Source organism: Mesotoga sp. Brook.08.105.5.1 (assembly GCF_002752635.1).
GTDB lineage: Bacteria > Thermotogota > Thermotogae > Petrotogales > Kosmotogaceae > Mesotoga.
This window is the reverse complement of the sequence record NZ_AYTW01000012.1, coordinates 55,078-71,900: the sequence shown is the minus strand read 5'-3', so window position 1 is coordinate 71,900 and position 16,823 is coordinate 55,078. Positions and strand designations below refer to the sequence as shown.

General features: G+C 46.8%; 15 protein-coding genes and 1 riboswitch. Of the genes, 9 read left to right on the top strand and 6 right to left on the bottom strand.

Translation table 11 applies throughout. The features are described from left to right. Nucleotides 1-37: 37 nt before the first annotated feature. A riboswitch (TPP riboswitch) is annotated at nt 38-138 on the top strand. 29 nt (nt 139-167) lie between these two features. Next, nucleotides 168-1,145, top strand: coding sequence for a thiamine ABC transporter substrate-binding protein (locus V512_RS05805; RefSeq protein ID WP_099829510.1), 978 nt, complete (start codon nt 168-170; stop codon nt 1,143-1,145). A 40-nt stretch (nt 1,146-1,185) separates the two neighbouring features. Then, complete coding sequence (locus tag V512_RS05800; protein WP_243392273.1) at nt 1,186-2,715, top strand: iron ABC transporter permease; 1,530 nt, start codon at nt 1,186-1,188, stop codon at nt 2,713-2,715. On the opposite strand, the gene nth is transcribed toward V512_RS05800, so the two are convergent. After that, nucleotides 2,660-3,307, bottom strand: coding sequence for an endonuclease III (gene nth / locus V512_RS05795; RefSeq protein ID WP_099829509.1), 648 nt, complete (start codon nt 3,305-3,307; stop codon nt 2,660-2,662). The genes V512_RS05800 and nth overlap by 56 nt on opposite strands. Beyond that, a complete protein-coding gene (locus tag V512_RS05790) occupies nt 3,300-4,718 on the bottom strand; it encodes an aminopeptidase (protein WP_099829508.1) in 1,419 nt (472 codons plus the stop codon). The genes nth and V512_RS05790 overlap by 8 nt, the downstream gene beginning before the upstream one ends. Before the next feature lie 268 nt (nt 4,719-4,986). Between V512_RS05790 and V512_RS05785 the strand changes: the two genes are divergently transcribed. The 7 genes from V512_RS05785 to V512_RS05755 all read left to right on the top strand — a co-directional run bounded on the left by V512_RS05785 (nt 4,987) and on the right by V512_RS05755 (nt 11,698). Beyond that, on the top strand, nt 4,987-5,547 hold the full coding sequence (locus V512_RS05785) for a sigma-70 family RNA polymerase sigma factor (protein WP_099829507.1): 561 nt from the start codon (nt 4,987-4,989) through the stop codon (nt 5,545-5,547). Continuing rightward, nucleotides 5,540-6,034, top strand: coding sequence for a hypothetical protein (locus tag V512_RS05780; RefSeq protein ID WP_099829506.1), 495 nt, complete (start codon nt 5,540-5,542; stop codon nt 6,032-6,034). The genes V512_RS05785 and V512_RS05780 overlap by 8 nt, the downstream gene beginning before the upstream one ends. A 39-nt stretch (nt 6,035-6,073) precedes the next feature. Continuing rightward, the gene (locus V512_RS05775; protein ID WP_099829505.1) at nt 6,074-6,955 is read left to right on the top strand and encodes a hypothetical protein; all 882 of its coding nucleotides are present in this window, start codon (nt 6,074-6,076) and stop codon (nt 6,953-6,955) included. A gap of 111 nt (nt 6,956-7,066) precedes the next feature. Next, nucleotides 7,067-7,489: a Fur family transcriptional regulator gene (locus V512_RS05770; protein WP_099829504.1), complete on the top strand. Its 423-nt coding sequence runs from the start codon at nt 7,067-7,069 to the stop codon at nt 7,487-7,489. Nucleotides 7,490-7,522: 33 nt separating this feature from the next. Further along, nucleotides 7,523-8,554: a phenylalanine--tRNA ligase subunit alpha gene (gene pheS / locus V512_RS05765; protein ID WP_099829503.1), complete on the top strand. Its 1,032-nt coding sequence runs from the start codon at nt 7,523-7,525 to the stop codon at nt 8,552-8,554. After that, entirely contained in the window at nt 8,551-10,920 is a 2,370-nt protein-coding gene (gene pheT, locus V512_RS05760; protein ID WP_099829502.1) for a phenylalanine--tRNA ligase subunit beta, read from the top strand. The genes pheS and pheT overlap by 4 nt, the downstream gene beginning before the upstream one ends. Continuing rightward, entirely contained in the window at nt 10,913-11,698 is a 786-nt protein-coding gene (locus tag V512_RS05755; protein WP_099829501.1) for an inositol monophosphatase family protein, read from the top strand. The genes pheT and V512_RS05755 overlap by 8 nt, the downstream gene beginning before the upstream one ends. A 1,370-nt stretch (nt 11,699-13,068) precedes the next feature. Here the strand turns inward: V512_RS05755 and V512_RS05745 are convergent. From V512_RS05745 to V512_RS05730, 4 genes are read right to left on the bottom strand one after another with little or no spacing between them, the layout of a single operon-like run. After that, nucleotides 13,069-13,482, bottom strand: coding sequence for a CoA-binding protein (locus tag V512_RS05745; RefSeq protein ID WP_099829499.1), 414 nt, complete (start codon nt 13,480-13,482; stop codon nt 13,069-13,071). Then, nucleotides 13,479-14,978 (bottom strand): apolipoprotein N-acyltransferase, encoded by a 1,500-nt coding sequence (gene lnt / locus V512_RS05740; protein WP_099829498.1) that lies wholly within the window; start codon nt 14,976-14,978, stop codon nt 13,479-13,481. Before lnt ends, V512_RS05745 begins: the two co-directional genes overlap by 4 nt. Beyond that, the gene (locus V512_RS05735) at nt 14,978-15,820 is read right to left on the bottom strand and encodes a Cof-type HAD-IIB family hydrolase (RefSeq protein WP_099829497.1); all 843 of its coding nucleotides are present in this window, start codon (nt 15,818-15,820) and stop codon (nt 14,978-14,980) included. The genes lnt and V512_RS05735 overlap by 1 nt, the downstream gene beginning before the upstream one ends. Continuing rightward, nucleotides 15,798-16,781, bottom strand: a complete 984-nt coding sequence (locus V512_RS05730; protein WP_099829496.1) for an ExsB family protein — start codon at nt 16,779-16,781, stop codon at nt 15,798-15,800. The genes V512_RS05735 and V512_RS05730 overlap by 23 nt, the downstream gene beginning before the upstream one ends. Between the last annotated feature and the right edge of the window lie 42 nt (nt 16,782-16,823).

The window sequence follows — 16,823 nt, the reverse complement described above, 5'->3', positions numbered from 1 at the left end:
TCCTGGTCAATTGTATCACCAAAAGCGTAGTGTTATAATTGAGTGCCGGGGGAGCCCAGAAGGCTGAGAGTGCTGAAAGCAGACCCCAAGAACCTGATCCGGTTAGCACCGGCGTAGGGAAGGCCATGGCTAGCGCCTCCGGTAATTTCTTGCAGGAGGTGTTTTTTATGAGAAGAGCATTTCTGGTCTTATCATTGATCCTCTTCATTCCATTTTCGACAGTGTTGCCGCTAAAGGTATATTCATACGATTCCCTTCAACCGCTCGCGCAAGAGACTTTTTCGAAGTTTACAGAAAAAACGGGAATTGCAGTTGAGTTTCGCGCTGTTGGAGATTCGGGTTCTCTGCTGAGCTTGATTATTTCCGAGCGCGAGAATTTCGATGGAGATGTCGTGATTGGAATCGATAACCTTCTTTTGAGACGTGCTTTCGAAGAAGGTATCTTTCTTTCTTACAGACCCCAAGGCTATGAGAAGATCTTTGATAATGATCTTCTACTCGATAGTCAGTGGAGACTAACCCCATATGATTTCGGAGGGATCGCGCTAATATGTGACACTAGCCAGATAAAAGATTCCATCGAAACGCTTTGGGATCTAACCGGGCCGGAGTATCGAAGGAGCGTGATTATTCAAGATCCCAGAACCTCGAGTACCGGTCTATCTTTCCTTGCCTGGACTTATCTGCTTTTTGGCGAGCGATTTGAGGAATTCTGGCAGGCTTTCAAGCCCTCGATACTCACAGTCTCTCTCGGGTGGGACGACTCTTTCCAGAAATTCGAGTCCGGAGAGGCTCCAATAATGGTTTCCTATGCCACGGATGGTGCATATTCAATGCATTATTACGGTGAATCGGTCTATATGACAATGATTCCAGAGGGCAGGGGTTACGTCCAGATTGAGGGAGCGGGAATCATAAGATGGACGAAGAATCTGCACGATGCTGAAATGTTCATGGACTTTCTTCTGAGTGAGGACTTTCAGCGTCATATTCCCCTTAACCAGTGGATGTTCCCTGTAATAGACGTAGAGATGCCCCCGGCCTTCGATTATGCCGTCAAACCGGAGAAGATTCTGAAACTATCTGCAGAGGTGGATCTTTCCGAACTCATCTCCAAGTGGGAAGCGGTAATATACGAAAGGTAAATTTCTGACAATATCTGCAGTTGGGATCGCGGCCGTTGTTTTGCTGCCGTTATTCTTTGCCTTTGGTAATCTAGAGTTAGATACGATTTTTTCAGTGATTTCGTCGCCCTCGTTCAGGTCGATTGCCGGGTTCACGGTCAAGCAGGCGCTTCTCAGTACATTTCTGGCAATGATCGTCGGTTTCCCGGCGGCAGTTCACTATGCGAGAAGCAACGGTCGTCTTTCACGTCTATTGGGAATAACAACCTATATACCGTTCTTCTTTCCCAGCATATCGATGGCAATAGGCTTCCTGGCAGTTTACGGCAGAAATGGACTCTTCAACAATCTGATGTCTTTTGCCGGTCTGGAGAGGGTACAGATTCTTTATTCTCTTGGGGCAGTCTTACTTGGACACGTCTTCTATAACGCACCAATAGTTATACTAGTTCTTGGGAATGCGCTCAGAAGTTTGCCCACAGATGTGCTGGAAAGTTCTAAGATAGACGGATCGGGGAGGATACGAAGACTTCTGCGAGTAGAACTACCTCTTGTTACACCGGCAATTATCAATTCCGCGCTTCTGATCTTCACTTACTGTTTCACCTCTTTTGCCGTTGTTCTTGTATTGGGCGGGGCGCAATTCGCTACCCTGGAAGTTTCAATCTATATGAATTTCAGGCTTTTGGCTGCACCGCAGAATGCAGTCGTTCTTGCCGCAGTTCAGTTCGCATTTATTATGGTTTTCGGATTACTCATTTCGCTGAGCGAGAAGAGTTCGCCCTTTGAACATGGTGAGCAGTATCTGGAAAAGAACAGATTAACGGGCATCTACTCATGGATATTTGTTCTCTTCGAGTGGATACCGATTCTTGGTGCCCTCTTCAGTTCATTCTACGACTGGACCAGAAAGGAATTCATCTTCGAGAGGATAACGAAGCTGTTTACAGAAAAGATCGTGCTTCTCGGCACGGGATTGGTCAACACATTGGTCAATTCAATAACGCTTTCATTTCTTGCAGCCGTTGTGACGGTAACAATCGCCTTTTTTCTTTCGTGGCAAGCAAGGCACACCTCTCGAGGATCGAGATATCTGAGAATAGTGTCTTTGATAGCTCTGTCCGTAACACCTTCGATTCTAGCTGTTTCCTATCTCACAGCATTTGGGAGTTTCCCTGTTCCACTGCTGCTGGTGCTGCTTTACATTGTGATTTCGTTACCCGTTGCTTTGAACTACATAAGTGGTCAGGTGATCGGTGCTGAGCTTGCCTTCCTTGAGGCGGCGCAACTCGACGGTGCTTCGAAACTTGCACGCGTATGGTATATGATAATCCCTTTCTTTAGAAGCACGATTATTTACGCTGCAACGGTAGTCTTCGCCATTTCTATGGGCGAATTTGGCGGATCGCTAATACTCGGGAGCAAAGACTTCCCTACCTTTGCCGTTGCCATCTACAGACTAAACGGAAGCCGCTATCTACTGGAGGCAAGGTTCTTAAGTTCGGCCTTGGGAATTATAATTATCTCCGTTGTCGCTATCTCCCGGTGGTTTGCACAAAGACCTGAGAGAAGTAGTCGCAGCACTCCCTGATTCCACAAATGTCGCACTTTGGGCCTACAGGTCTGCAGATCTCCCTGCCGAACTCAACCATTGACCCGTTCACCGGCCCCCATATCTTGGGCGGCAAGATCTTCATCAGAGCAAATTCGGTGTCGTCGGGCCTCTTCGTCTTCACCCATCCCAGTCTATTTGCGATTCTGTGAACATGGGTGTCGACTGCCAGGGCTTCCCTTCCGAATGAAACGTTTAGAACGATGTTAGCCGTCTTTCTGCCAACTCCGGGAATTGTAACAAGCTCTTCAAGGGTATCGGGGACAACCCCTCCAAAGTTTTCTACGACTATTCTTGCGCAGTTGATTATTCTGGAAGCCTTCTGCCTGTACATCCCGGATGCTTTTATCAGCTCGTACAGGTCTTCCGGGAGAGCTTTCATAAGCGATTCCGGATCGGGATAAACCGAGAAAAGCCTGCGTGAGGCTTCCTCGGTATTCTCATCTCTTGTGCGCTGACTCAATATTGTGCTCACCAAAACCTTGAAAGGTTCTTCATAGTCGCGACCTCTAGGAAAGTTTTCTACTATCCATTCCGACACTGCCGCAGGTGAGCAGTCAGACCTAGACATCGCCTCCCTCCAGGAAGGCTTTGTATGCTCTGTAGGTTTCGTAAAGGTCTGCTTTGGAGAGAAGCTCGAACGGGGAATGCATACCAAAAACGGCCGTTCCTGCATCCACTACTGTGACTCCCCTTTCGGCGAAGAATTTCGCAACTGTCCCTCCGCCGCCCCTATCGACTTCTCCTAAGATCGTACTCTGCCAGTGCACTCCCTTCTCGTTCAGAAGGTTTCGCACATAGCCCATGAACTCCGCGCTGGCTTCGCTGGTTCGTGACTTTCCTCTGGAGCCCGTGTATTTCAATATTGCAATTCCATATCCGAATCTTGCTGCATTTGTTTGATCGTGAGCATCCTTGAAGGTCGGGTCAAATCCGGCGGCAACATCTCCCGATATCATTCTGGATTTCTCGAGAAGGAAGTCGATCTCGTAAAGCCCCTTCTCTCCAGAAAGATTGAGAAGCTTCTCGATAAAGGCGACCCAAAACCGCCCCTTTGCTCCTGTAACGCCTTCACTTCCTATCTCCTCCCTGTCGAAGAGAAGGACCATTGCAGTCCTCTTTGGGTTCTCTATTGAAGACATATCCTTGAGCGCTGTTATAGCAGTGTATGAACAGACCCTATCATCATGCGCGTAAGCACCGATCATAGATCGATCAAGTCCAACTTCCCTCGGTTCGATAGCCGGCACAAGCTGGATGTCGGCAGAAAAGAAGTCTTCTTCAACAAGTCCGTACTTTTCATACAACAGATTAAGGAACATCAGCTTCACTGGATTCTCAAAGTCTTTGACGTCCGTTATAGGAATAGATCCGGACATGGCATTGAGATCCTTTCCTTGAAAGACCTTTCTGAAATCGCCTTCCCTGTTGTCCAAATGAGGGAGAAGATCGGAAATCACGAATACAGGATCATCGCTGCTCATTCCAATAGAGACATCAACAGATTCTCCATTGCTCTTGACTACCGTACCTACGAAGGCCAAAGGTATGTTTAGCCACTGATACTTCTTGACTCCTCCGTAGTAATGTGTCTTGAGCATTGCAAGCTCCGAATCTTCTACAAGAGGACTCGGCTTGAGATCCAATCTGGGGGCATCGAGGTGAGCTGCAATCATGTCGATACCGTCCTTGAGGTCTTCACCGATGACTGCTGCTATTAGCGCCTTGCCGCCTTTGGTTATGAATACGCGGTCACCCTTTTTAACGCCGCTTTCCTCGAATGAAGAGAGGGGTTTGAAACCATTTTTCTGGAGAAGGTCCACAAGATGTCTGACAGCCAGACGTTCTGTTACAGATTTGCCAATGAAGTTCATATAATCTTTTGAATAGGCAAAGACCGCATCTCTGTCGAGCGTAAACCAGGCGTTCTTCTTCTTCAAAGTAAGCTTTTCACCGAGCTTCTTGACTTCTTCGTTTTTCAATACTTCACCTCCATGAAAGTCTGTTTCGTTCCAACGTCTTTAATTTTATCGGATTTGCTTGTTTTTTTCGACCTGCATTGATTTGCTTCTCTTACACAGGTCGAGCTCCTGCGTTTCGCCATTTTCATTTTATGATTCGCATGTAAAAAGAATTTGCAGTCTATAATGGATTGATATGATTAATCTCGATTAATTAGTATAATTAACTTGCGAAGTTGAACCCTGTTCGCTTCTCCATCGTCATATAGAACAGATTAGGGTGGTATGGTTGGACGAAAAGAAGCTACTAGACGGACTGAAGAAGAAGAAAGTTTGGGCATACGAAGTCTTGTATGATGACTACGCCCCGAGATTGGGTAGTGTTATCAAATCGTATCTTGGATATGATGATGTAGAAGATGTTATCCAGGAAGTCTTTATAAAAGTCTTCAAGAACGTCAAGAAGTTCCGTGGAGACGCCAAACTATCGACTTGGTTATACAGGATTGCGGTGAATGTTTGCAAAGACACATTGGCCAAGAGAAAACGGAACAACGAGTTCTTGACTGATTTCGTAGAGAGCGAAGACAAAGTAACATTTGAGCCGCCGGCAACTACGAACGTTTTTGGGGAAGTTATGGATGAGATTTCTTTTGAAGAACTCATGTTAGTGGTTGGCAAGCTTTCCGAAGATGATCGTTTGCTGATTAAGTTGAGAGACATAGATGACCTGTCGTACGAGGAGATCGCCGATATACTTGAAAAGCCGGTCGGAACGGTGAAAAGCAGGTTACACTATGCAAGAAAGCGACTCAAGGAGATGCTCGAGGAGGTAGGTTACATTGGATGAACTGAGATTTGTCCGCATTTTGGATCGCGAGATCCCTTTAGAGGAAATGAGGGTTGATGAGAAGAAGGAAATTAGGAGTTATGTGAAGGTGATTGGAGCTCTTAAGGAAAGCTGCTCTTACAGACCTTCTGATGAGCTTAAGAAGAGGACTGTTGGCAAGATCAAGAAGCTAAAGAGCAGACCCTACAAGATGCTCGGAACTGTGGCCGCATGTCTAGTTCTTGGTCTGTTTTCAGTATCATTCTTCACTGGCAATACGATTCTAATCAAGAAAAAGGGCGATCTCTATCAACTTGCAAACGTTCTTGGTTACAGTTCGACTCTGAACGAGAGACTCAGGGTTAATTTGACTGTTTTCTCGCATGCTGATTCACAGATGAATGATATTGTGGTCATGGAGAAAGAGATGGAGCGTTCTCTGGGCTTCCTGAATGAATCGTCTGTGAACAATGACTTTGAGATCTCCGGAATCAACACAACTTATTGATCTATACGCGCTCTAAGACACAAAAGGAGTGAAATCGCCGTGAAAAAGCTGTCCGTACTCGTTGTCCTATTGCTTACTGTCGGGCTGGCGGTTGGAAAGGATGCTGTTGAAGAGTTAACGACGCTTGTTAATGCACTCAAGAACTCTTCGTATGAAGTAGACAGATACGTACAAGAGAGCGGAATAGTTACTACTGCGAAGAACGAGCGAGTAATAAAATCTGGTCCGTACAAGCTGGTCACTTCTTACTCGACAACGAAGGGTGAGTTTGGTTGGGTTAGGAATAGCTCGGGCCATTATGCCATTTTCCGAACGCGAAGCGTTGCCTTTGAGCCGATAACAAAGATAAAGGATTTCGAAGACAATTTCGTGGATCTAGTGAATAGCAAATCTTATACGATCAATCTCTTTCTTGATTTGCCAAGCGGCAGAAAGATTACGATTTCCTCGGGTGATCTCTCATTTGATGTTACTTATGACGATAACTATAGACTTCTTAAGCTCGTCAAGTCTTATCCATTTCATTCGATTAGTGCAAGTTATAGAAACTACTCAGAGATGTCTCATGAAGCTCTGACCAAGCTTTCAAATGCTACCGACGGCATGATTATTGTTCGTCCGCCGGTCTATTTTTCTGAAGCTATGCTCGAAAGGCATTTCGCATGGTCTTCAATGGATTTCGCAACTGATGGTAAGACCTATCTGTACACACTTCTCATGTACTCTCCGGAATTCGGACGAATGGTCCTGTACTTCTCTTTCAATTCTGAGCCTGATTACCTTCAGAAGTTCTCTGCTCAGATGGCGGAAGCAAACGGATTCAGCTATGCAATTGAGAAACTTTCGGCCTCTTCAGCGGTTAGTCTTCTTGGGATGGCGGATACTAAAACCCTGAAGGCTCTTCTTGAAGACCTCTATTGATTGAAGCTGCCTTCTAGAAGCAAGTCTTATTGAGGTTTTCATAAATCTTTTTCTAAATTGAATGAATTTTGTTGTATAATCAATCAAACCTTTTTTGGAGGCTATGGAATTATGGACATCAAGGAGACGATAGCTCTTCTCAAGAGCAGGGGCTACAGGATTACTCCTCAGAGAGTTGCGATAATCCGGATTCTCAGAGATCATGAAGGTCATCCGGGAGCTGAGGAAGTTTTTAGATCTGCTTTAGAACTTTATCCAAATATCTCAATGGCTACAGTCTATAACGTAATGGAAGTTCTTGAAAAGGAAGGAATTATTAGGGCTATTGCTGTAACTAAGACTTCCAGGCGATACGATCCTAATCTCAAGCCTCATAGTCACTTCATATGCAATACCTGCGGTAGAGTCTTCGACATCCCAATCAAATACTTTGAAGCTTGCATGAGAAGACTTCCTCCTGAACTGAACGATTTCGAGGTGAAGTCGCTCGAGGTCATCTACAAGGGCTCTTGTTCAGACTGCAAGACAAGATAACGATAACTTCAAACGCTTCTTGGGGGTGCAATAATGAAAGGACTAGACATTAATCTGGAAGAAGTCCTCACTAGAGTGATGAAAATATCTGATTTAAACTCACTTCAGGAAGAGAAATCCAGGCTCGTCGGGAAGCAGGGTTTGATAACCTCGCTTATGAAGAAGTTGAAAGAGATTCCTCCTGAGAAGAGAAGAGAGTTTGGAAAGACGGTCAACGAGTATAAGAATGCGATTGAAGAGGCTCTGAGTACTCGCAGAAACGAACTTGAAGAAACGGCCAGGATAGAACGAGAGAAATCCGAGAGGCTCGATTACACAATTCCGGGCAAGAAGAGGGATATAGGTTCTCTACACTTGATCAGCCAGACAATGGAAGAGGTCCAGAGTATCTGGGTAAGCATGGGTTTCGAGGTAACGACGGGTCCGGAGATTGAGACAACCTACTACAACTTCGAGGCTTTGAACACTCCTGAGTGGCACCCCGCAAGAGACATGCAGGATACTTTCTATCTTGAAGACGGCAGACTCCTCAGAACGCATACTTCTCCCGTTCAGATAAGGACAATGGAGTCAAGAAACCCGCCTCTCGCGATATTCGCGCCTGGGACCTGCTATAGAAAGGACACTCCCGACGCTACTCATCTTCCTATGTTCCATCAGTTTGAGATCCTGTTCGTGGATAAGGGAGTATCGGTCAGCCATTTGAAGGGCTCGCTAGACCATTTTGTCAAGAGGCTCTTTGGCGATAACAGGAAGATCAGATTACGTCCCAGCTTCTTCCCGTTTACGGAGCCGAGCTTTGAAGTCGATGTGAGTTGCGGGATCTGCAACGGAGAAGGCTGCAGAAGTTGTGGAGGCAGTGGATGGCTAGAGATCCTTGGAGCAGGCATGGTACATCCGAACGTATTTAAGAGCGTAGGATACGATCCTGAAGTCTGGAGTGGTTTTGCTGCCGGAACGGGTCTTGAGAGAATTGCGATGCTGAAGTACGATCTTGAAGACATCAGGGACCTTCTTCGGAACGATAGACGCTTCCTTAGGGGTTACAGGAGGGCTGTAATATGAGACTGTATCTCGAATGGCTTGGTGACTTCATTGATATAAGCGACAAATCCCCTGAGGAACTCGGCAATAGCTTATCGCTGAGCGGTACTGAAGTTGCAGGTGTTGAGTATCCCTGGAGTTATGTCGAGGGAGCATTGGTGGGAAGGATTGTTTCAACAGGTATTCACCCTGAGAGTGAAAGGCTTCAAATAACCGAGATTGACATCGGTGCTCGTAAGATAACTGTGGTTACAGCAGACTTGACTGTCAAGAAAGGCGAAACAGTCGCCGTGTTGCCTGAAGGCTCCTCTCTTTCAGGAATGAAGATCGAGAAAAAGGAGTTCCTTGGAGTTGAATCGGAAGGAATGTTTCTTTCTCTTGAGGAGTTAGGTCTGGAGGACAAATCACTTACTATATTGAGACTTGAAGAAGGTCGACCGGGGGATTCCGTGGTTGAACTGCTTGGGCTCGACTCGCCGGTGGTCGAAGTGGAATTGACGGCCAACCGGGGAGACTGTCTCTCTGTCGTTGGATTGGCGAGAGAACTAGGTGCGATCTTTGAAAAGAAGATCACGAGACCTGAAGTGGATGAGTCGATTCAGACCGGAGATGATCCTTTTCTGAAGGTGAAGCTGAACGACAATGGCTGTATCAGATACACGGCCCTTCTGGTGGACCATGTGAAAATCGGCGAGTCTCCTCTCTGGATGAAGAAGAGACTGGTTGCGGCAGGTCTCAGGCCGATAAACAACGTAGTGGATATAACGAATTACGTGATGCTTGAGACCGGTCATCCTGTTCACGCATTCGACGTGGAGAAGATTGGATCAACCGAAATAGTTGTTCGCAAGGCAAGAAACGGAGAAAAGCTGGAACTCCTCGACGGAAAAACCGTGGAGCTTGATAACAATGATATGCTGATCACAAATGGCGAAACCCCTCTAGCCCTTGCGGGAGTTATGGGTGGTGAGGAATCGGGAGTCTATTCAACTACGAAAAGAGTTCTGCTAGAGGTTGCCGTGTTTGATCCCGTGAGAATCCGAAAGACTGCAAGGAAGCTTGGGATCTCTACAGACAGTTCGTACAGATTTGAGAGAGGTATAGACTACGAAGATTCGATTTACGTGATAAGACGACTGGCCGATCTAATGAAGCAGCTCTGTAGCGCAAACGTAGGTTCGAACATCGTCGATGCCGGAAGGGTGCCCGAGCTTCAGCATATAAAGCTAAGAGAGTCGTACGTAAGTGAGAGACTTGGAGGAGCAGTTCCGCCAGAGAAGATCGGCAGAATACTTGAAAGCCTGGAGTTTTCAGTCGAGCGCACAGATGATGGCTGGAAGGTAAAACCACCTGCTTTTCGAGCATACGACACAAAACTGGAAATTGATCTTGTTGAAGAGATCGGCAGAATCTACGGCTACGACAGGATAGTAAACGAACTGCCCAGGATTTTCCCCATCTCGGCTGGCGTACCGGAGTCTTTGAAGAGGCAGAAGAGACTTAAGGATCTGATGGTCGCAAATGGTTTCGACGAGGTTGTCACATACAGTTTCGTAAATCCCGAAGAGATTGCAAAAGTAAACAAAGGAGTCGATTGCATCGCTTTGAGGAACCCGCTGTCGATGGATATGGCTGTCTTGAGGCCATCGCTAGTCTATAATCTCTTAGCTGCGGCATCCTACAATTTCAGAAGACAGAACAGAGATATCAAGCTTTTCGAGATAGCTTCGGTTTTCAATCCACTTGAGAAGCAGTGCGAAACAACTGCGTTAGGTTTTGTGGCTACAGGAAGAGAGAATCCACAGGATTATTCCGACAAGAGGGTAATCGACTTCTTCACTATCAAGGGAATAATCGACGAGTTCTTCTCACTTTACGGTTTAACTCCTGCGTACAAGCCTTCATCAGCCCCTTGGCTCGAAAGAGGGAAAGCAGTCTCTGTAGAGATTGAGGGTGCAAGAGCGGGCTTCCTTGGTGCTGTAGATCCAGCAATAGCCGATTCTCTTTACGAAATCAAAAGCGGTGAAGTGTTTATTGCAGAACTCAACGTAACCTTAATTGAAAGCATGATGAAAGAGTTTTCCGGAGTAAAGAAAATCTCTCCATTCCCAAGAGTCTTCAGAGATCTCTCGTTCCTTGTTCCTTACTCTATAGACTATGGGCAGCTTGAAAAGCTGATAACCAATACTCTAGAAGGAACCTTTTTCAACGAAGTAAGGGTTTCCGACCTGTATGAAGGAAAAGGCATTGAACATGGATACAGGAGCATAACAGTTACTCTAGCTTTTGAATCTTTCGAAAAGACCCTTACCGACGAAGAGATAAACTCTCTAATCGAGTTGGTTTTAAAAGAGACTGAAGAGATTGGTGTGAAGCTGCGTGGATAATCTGCTTCTCAATACCTTCAGCAGGAAAATCAGAGCTTATCTTCCTGAACTATGGAGGAAGGTCTCGAAGGAAGAGTTTTCGGTTGAACGAAAGTCCGGGTACAAGGACATTGTTACCTCGGTTGATCTCGAGATAGAAGAAAATCTCAAGTCGTTTCTTCACAATCTCTTCCCGGATGCTGCGTATCTCGGAGAAGAGTCGGGACCAGATGTTAGATCCTCAACAATGTGGATAGTTGATCCTGTGGACGGCACGACAAACTTCTCGAAGTCAAATCCTCACTATTCGACACAGATTGCTCTGTACACAGAAAATCGTGTCGTATTGGCAGTTACCTATGATCACAACCGGAAGGAGACATTCCATGCAATTGAGGGTCAGGGTGCCTACTTAAACAATAAACGGATTTGGGTTAGCAAAACAAAAGAGCTTCGAGAAGCTACAAGTCATGTTGGCCTTCAGTACTCATCCGAGACGTCTTTTGAGAGAATTACGAGGAGAATTAATCGAGCGATAAAGATATGTAGAGGCGTTCGTATAACGGGAAGCGCGTGTCTTGACTTTGCCTACGTTGCAGCCGGCAGAGCAGATATATTCTGGGAAGAGAAACTCAAGGCATGGGATGTTGCCAGCGGAGTCCTGCTGGTGAAGGAAGCCGGTGGCTTCGTTGGAAGCTGTCTTAAGGAACCTCTTGACCTTCTAGATCCCAATGTTCTCGTTGCCAACAACTCTCCGGAGCTGGTTGAAGAGTTCAGGGAGAGAGTCTTGTATGATTAAGTGAGGCAGACGCCTACTGCGCGCTGCCCCGGGTACGCAATGCGCCGAAAACATCGGCGGACGCAAGGCTGCCTTCGGCAGGAGGCGAGTCCGACTTCGTCGAGAAGTGATGCTGCTGCGCAGGAAGCGATGCCCGGAGAAACGTCCGGGGAAGTGGTGCTGGCGCTTCCGCGCCAGGAGGCAAAAGAAAGAGCCAGTCACCTTCAGTGGCCAGTCCGGCTCCGCCTGGCCAGTCTTTGCTTAGCAAAGGCCAATTCCGCTTCGCGGGCTAAGAACCGCTGAACGCTGAGCGCTGATGAAAAACCACGTTGACCGTCAGCGGTTCGCCGTTCTCCGATAGTATCGGAAGATCGGTTCCGGCGCGTTGCGCCCAAGTTCTTCGTTCCAGAGCTAGGAGCTTTGTTCTTGGTTCAGAAGAAGAGCGAAAGAGACGTTGTCCGTTCGCCGTCCAGGAGCGAGGACCTGTCCTTCGAAAGAGCAGCTGCACGCTTAAGAAAAAAACCGCTGGTCGCTGGAAGAACCGCTTAACGCTGTAAGAGCCGTTCTCCGGGAAGAACATCGCGAGAAGCAATGGGCCAAAGAACATCGGCGGACGCAAGGGTGGCGAAGATCACGCCAGGTCGTAATGCATGCTTCACAGGGAAGGATTCAAAAAAGCAATCAACCTGCAGAGCCTGCCCCAAAATGCTTCTGCTTGAGGTTCCTGGTTATGATCTTCTTGCTCCTGCATTATGATCTTCACCAAGAACGAAGAACAGATACTCGCTCTGGAACGAACAACGGGTTCTCCTCGGAGAACCGTTCAACGGTCAACCAGGTTCTCTCGTTCTTTCCTACCCCCAACCCCGGTCTCTTGCTTTTTCTTACAACTTGCAACTTGGAACTTCCAACTGATGCTTTTCTTGGCAAACGGAGAACCATTCAACGGTCAGCCTGTTTCACTTTGCTCTTTCCTACCGCTGCAACCACCAACCGCGGTTTCTCAAGAATCGCTCAAGGGGTTGACCGCTTCTGTTCACCGAACCGCCCAGACCTAATACCCTATACCCGCTATTGCCGCATGCGAAATTGTTTCAGCATCACGGTCTATGTTTCCAGAGTTCATCCCTCAAACGAGAACCAATGATCTCTATCATGGACTTTCAAATGCCGGATTCTTGCCAGGGTGTGCCAAGGCATCATCGACAAAGTCCGTTGCGTCTGATTGCATAACTTTCATTTGTTTTCTGAATGACCAAGTTCTAGCTCTCGCTCTTGCTTCAGGCCAACCACCATCATCTACCCCTACCCCGCACCAGCTAACTCGTACGACGTTTAAGAGCTCTTTCCGACGCCCTGGGCCGCGCCCGCTACCAAGTACGGAACTTGCGTCACAGCGATATTCTCCTATGTTCCTCGAACATGCACAGGTCTTCTACGTAAAGAACTCCCTTTTCTGCGGCAGCCTTTGCAGCCTTTTCACTCGTTATACCCTTCTGCAGCCAAACAGCCTTTGCTCCCAGCTCTATGGCCTTCAAGGCGACTGATTCCGCCTCCTCAGAGGGTCTAAAGATGTCAACTACTTCAAGCTCTATTCCGTCGGCCACGACTGATTCAAGATCCGGGTATACTTTTAGGCCGCTGTATTCTTCCATGCTCGGATTAACAGGTATCACGCGATACCCCTTTTCAATAAGATATGTAGGAACGTAGTTAGCCGCCTTTTCCGGATTCTTTGAGAAACCCACAACAATAACTCTGTTGAGGGTCTCGAGGATTTTTTTTGCTCTCTCACGGTAATTCAAAGAACAACACCTCCAAGTATTATTAAAGCTATTCCTAGAAGAAGAGAGAACCAGAAGAACCAGTTCCCAAACCTAGTATATAGGGTGGTCGTTACCCTCGGAAGATACTGGAATTCGCCAACAACATACTCGGCCGTCAGTTCCTTCGAAGTGGGCAGTCGCTTTACAATCCTGCCATAGGGATCGATTACCGCTGAAATCCCGGTGTTGGATACCTGAATCACATATCTTCTGTTTTCTATTGCTCTGGCGATGCTTTTTGATAGATGTTGTTGAAGAGCCGTCGATATATTGAACCAACCGTCGTTTGTGGCAATGACGATCACTGTTGCACCGTTGCGAGTGAGATTTCGCGAGACATTGCTGTATAGAGAGTCGAAACAGATTTGTGCTCCTATCCTGTGCTCATCTACGGAAAAGATTGTGAATTGTTGGCCTGGATCGAAGTAGTCGAGGAACTTGAGAAAACTGAAGAGTCCAAATACTCTTGGCCATGGGAGAAACTCAACAAAGGGAGTGAGCTGGACTTTAGCGTAGAATTCATCTGAGAAGCCCTCTCCATCTACAAACCTAACCTGATTGTAGTTGTTATCGTTGTATGTGGGAAATCCCACCAAAATCCTTAAGTTGCGTTCGCTTGCAATCTGTTGAAGCTGCGAGCCGGTTGAATTACTTCTTATATCGCTCATGAAAGTTGCTTCCGGCAAGATTACTACGGAACCTTCGGGAATTTCTCTCAGCGCTCTCGAGACCACTCTCAAGGTCTCGTCGGGAGGCTGGTAATACTTCATGTGCATGGAGATATTTGTTTGAAGCGCGTAAAGTGTGCTTTCATATTTATCGGAAGAATGCGGAATAGGCACAAAACTACTCATCGCGGCATTCGCAAGAGCCACGAAAGCGACAGAAATGACAATCAATAAGGCTCTGTCTCTTGTGCGTTCCATGAAGAGATGAGACAAGTAGTGGTTGACAAAGACTATTATGAAGACAAGGAGTAGCGGTCCACCAACCGCAAGAAGCTGAGCTATTCCCAGCTGTTCGTTTAGAAGAGCGTCAGATAGCCTTCCGTTCGTGAATCCGAGTGGGCCTATCTCCCTGAGATGCTCTGTGACTGTGAAAAACGATGCGGCAAATAGGCTGAGAAGTACAGGATACCTTTCGAAGAACCTTTGATACAACCCGTAGATGAAACCGAAAGCAAGGAAGGGAACTGCGATTACTACACCCATCAGGAAATATACTACTATTCCGATGAAGTTCGGGAATGAGTTCAAGACTTCCGGAACATTCACGGTTAGGACAGGTAGTTCCCAGTAGTGGGTTATGAGCAGATAGACGAAACCCCAGACAAAGGCCTTCAAAGCTCCCTTCAGCGGAGTTACTTCCTTCATGGAGATGAAGAACGGGATAAGTGCAACCCAAATCAAGTAACCCCAAAGCATGCCGGGCATCGAAAGCGCAGTAAGGACTGCTGAAAGGAGAACTAAGGCCACTATCGCTCACCCCTGGTTGCCAGGATTCTCTCTATTGCCTCTGCCACACCACCGTTATCGTTATCTCTTTCAGTCACCAGTTTTGCGTACCGCTTCACCTCGTCCGGTCCATTTGCCATTACCACGGGTAATTCGGCCTTCTTCAGTATCTCAACATCATTGAAATTGTCGCCAATATATGCGACGCTTCTCCAGCTCAGCCCAAGATATTCCAGTATATGTATCAGGCCATTTTCCTTTCCCACACCTGGTCCGAAAAACTCGTAGAAGGCGTGCTCTTCAACATTGTCGTTCTTGATAACGGTTACGTTCTCGAGGTGAGAATTCGATTCATTGAGAAGCTCCTGAATTCTGTCTTCTTTGCCTTCAAGAGCGATTTCAGGAATACCTTCATCCTTGATCCGCATTAGCGGATTATCTTCAAACATCATCCTATATCTGTTGTTACTGTAGTATCCTCTGTATGGAGAATCTGAAGGTTTGGTGGTGGAAATATCCGGAAGTCTGAAGAAATCGAAGAAGACAAGAGCGTTAAGGGATTTCTCCAAAGCCTTTTTGAACAGGAATCTTGCTTTGTCCGCTTCAAGAAGTGATTTTGAAATTACTTCAGTATTCTCTCCGTGACCGTACGTCACTAGAGCGCCATTCTGATAAGAAATGGGTACGTCTATGCCAAGTTGCTCGGCGTATTTGTGGCCCGAAACATAGCTTCTTCCGGTGGATATGGAGACTGCTACACCCATATCCAGAGCTCGTCTTATCGCATACTCGTTTTCAAGTGGGATCTTCTTCTCGCTGTCGAGGAGAGTACCATCCAGATCAATCACAATGAGCCGAATCATCTTTCAACCTCCAACAATCTACTACCTGAAATGTCTCTAATCTGTTGTTTCTGGACTTCACCCACTCAACTTCTATGGGGAAAGCAAACTCCGGAGCCAGTCTCCCGTTTAATACCCATCTTCTTGCCTCTCTGCTATTATAGAGCCCTGGATTGGCCGAAATCTTGAGGACTGAAGGTCCTTCTACCCATCTTACTTCATCAATCACGTCTATCTCCAGAAGTGAGCTCTTGATTCTCTCCCTTATTTCTATTGGGGGAAGTGGACAGACGTTAATTAAAGCGATGTTTCTTGACAGGGGACCGATCACTTTTACGTTAGCAAGAGAGTGAGTGAAATCCTCGAGCTGATCAAGTAGAACTTCATTCGCAATAGCAACCGAGTATCCGTGATAAGCCGGGTTCGCCATAATCTTCAGGAGATGCTTCAGCTTGCAGCCTTCCCTAACGGGCGCTTCTCCAATCTTTGGCACTTCGATACCAAGGTAGCTCAGCGCATTCTCTATCTGTTTCTTTGTCCATTTCCTCAAGGGAGCGTAGAATCCATCCTTGATGACGATCCCTGTCTTTCCCCAGGTGTCTGATTGGTTGGCACCCGTCGCTACAAGACCCAAAACTCCGGATCTTATCGCCGGTAGCTTCGCAAGTCTAGTGCATCTATTGCACGAAGGACCGTCCTTCCAGACCCTTTCTTGAGCTTCGTATCCCGGCGTGAATTCCAGTCTGAGCCTCATTTTGTCTGCAAGGGAAGCTACTATTTCAAGACCTCTGCTATATGAATATGGTCCAAAACATACGTTTACAAGCTTCACCCTTTCCCGTCCAAGAGCCCTCGAAGCCAGCACAGCCACAAGAGTAGAATCCAAACCCCCTGAAAACGCAACTGTAAGCCTGCCGCTTTCAGTGAGATCTCTTATTTCGTCTATAGTCTTGTTTACTAGTAATTCGATTTGCTCACTCATCTGTTCAAGTATAACGCAAAGAAGGCGGCAAGTGCCGCCTTC

Coding starts and splice junctions, on each gene's coding strand:
- V512_RS05805 (WP_099829510.1), top strand. CDS start 168: ATGAGAAGAGCATTTCTGGTCTTATCATTGATCCTCTTCATTCCATTT.
- nth (WP_099829509.1), bottom strand. CDS start 3,307: ATGTCTAGGTCTGACTGCTCACCTGCGGCAGTGTCGGAATGGATAGTA.
- V512_RS05770 (WP_099829504.1), top strand. CDS start 7,067: ATGGACATCAAGGAGACGATAGCTCTTCTCAAGAGCAGGGGCTACAGG.
- pheS (WP_099829503.1), top strand. CDS start 7,523: ATGAAAGGACTAGACATTAATCTGGAAGAAGTCCTCACTAGAGTGATG.
- pheT (WP_099829502.1), top strand. CDS start 8,551: ATGAGACTGTATCTCGAATGGCTTGGTGACTTCATTGATATAAGCGAC.
- V512_RS05735 (WP_099829497.1), bottom strand. CDS start 15,820: ATGATTCGGCTCATTGTGATTGATCTGGATGGTACTCTCCTCGACAGC.
- V512_RS05730 (WP_099829496.1), bottom strand. CDS start 16,781: ATGAGTGAGCAAATCGAATTACTAGTAAACAAGACTATAGACGAAATA.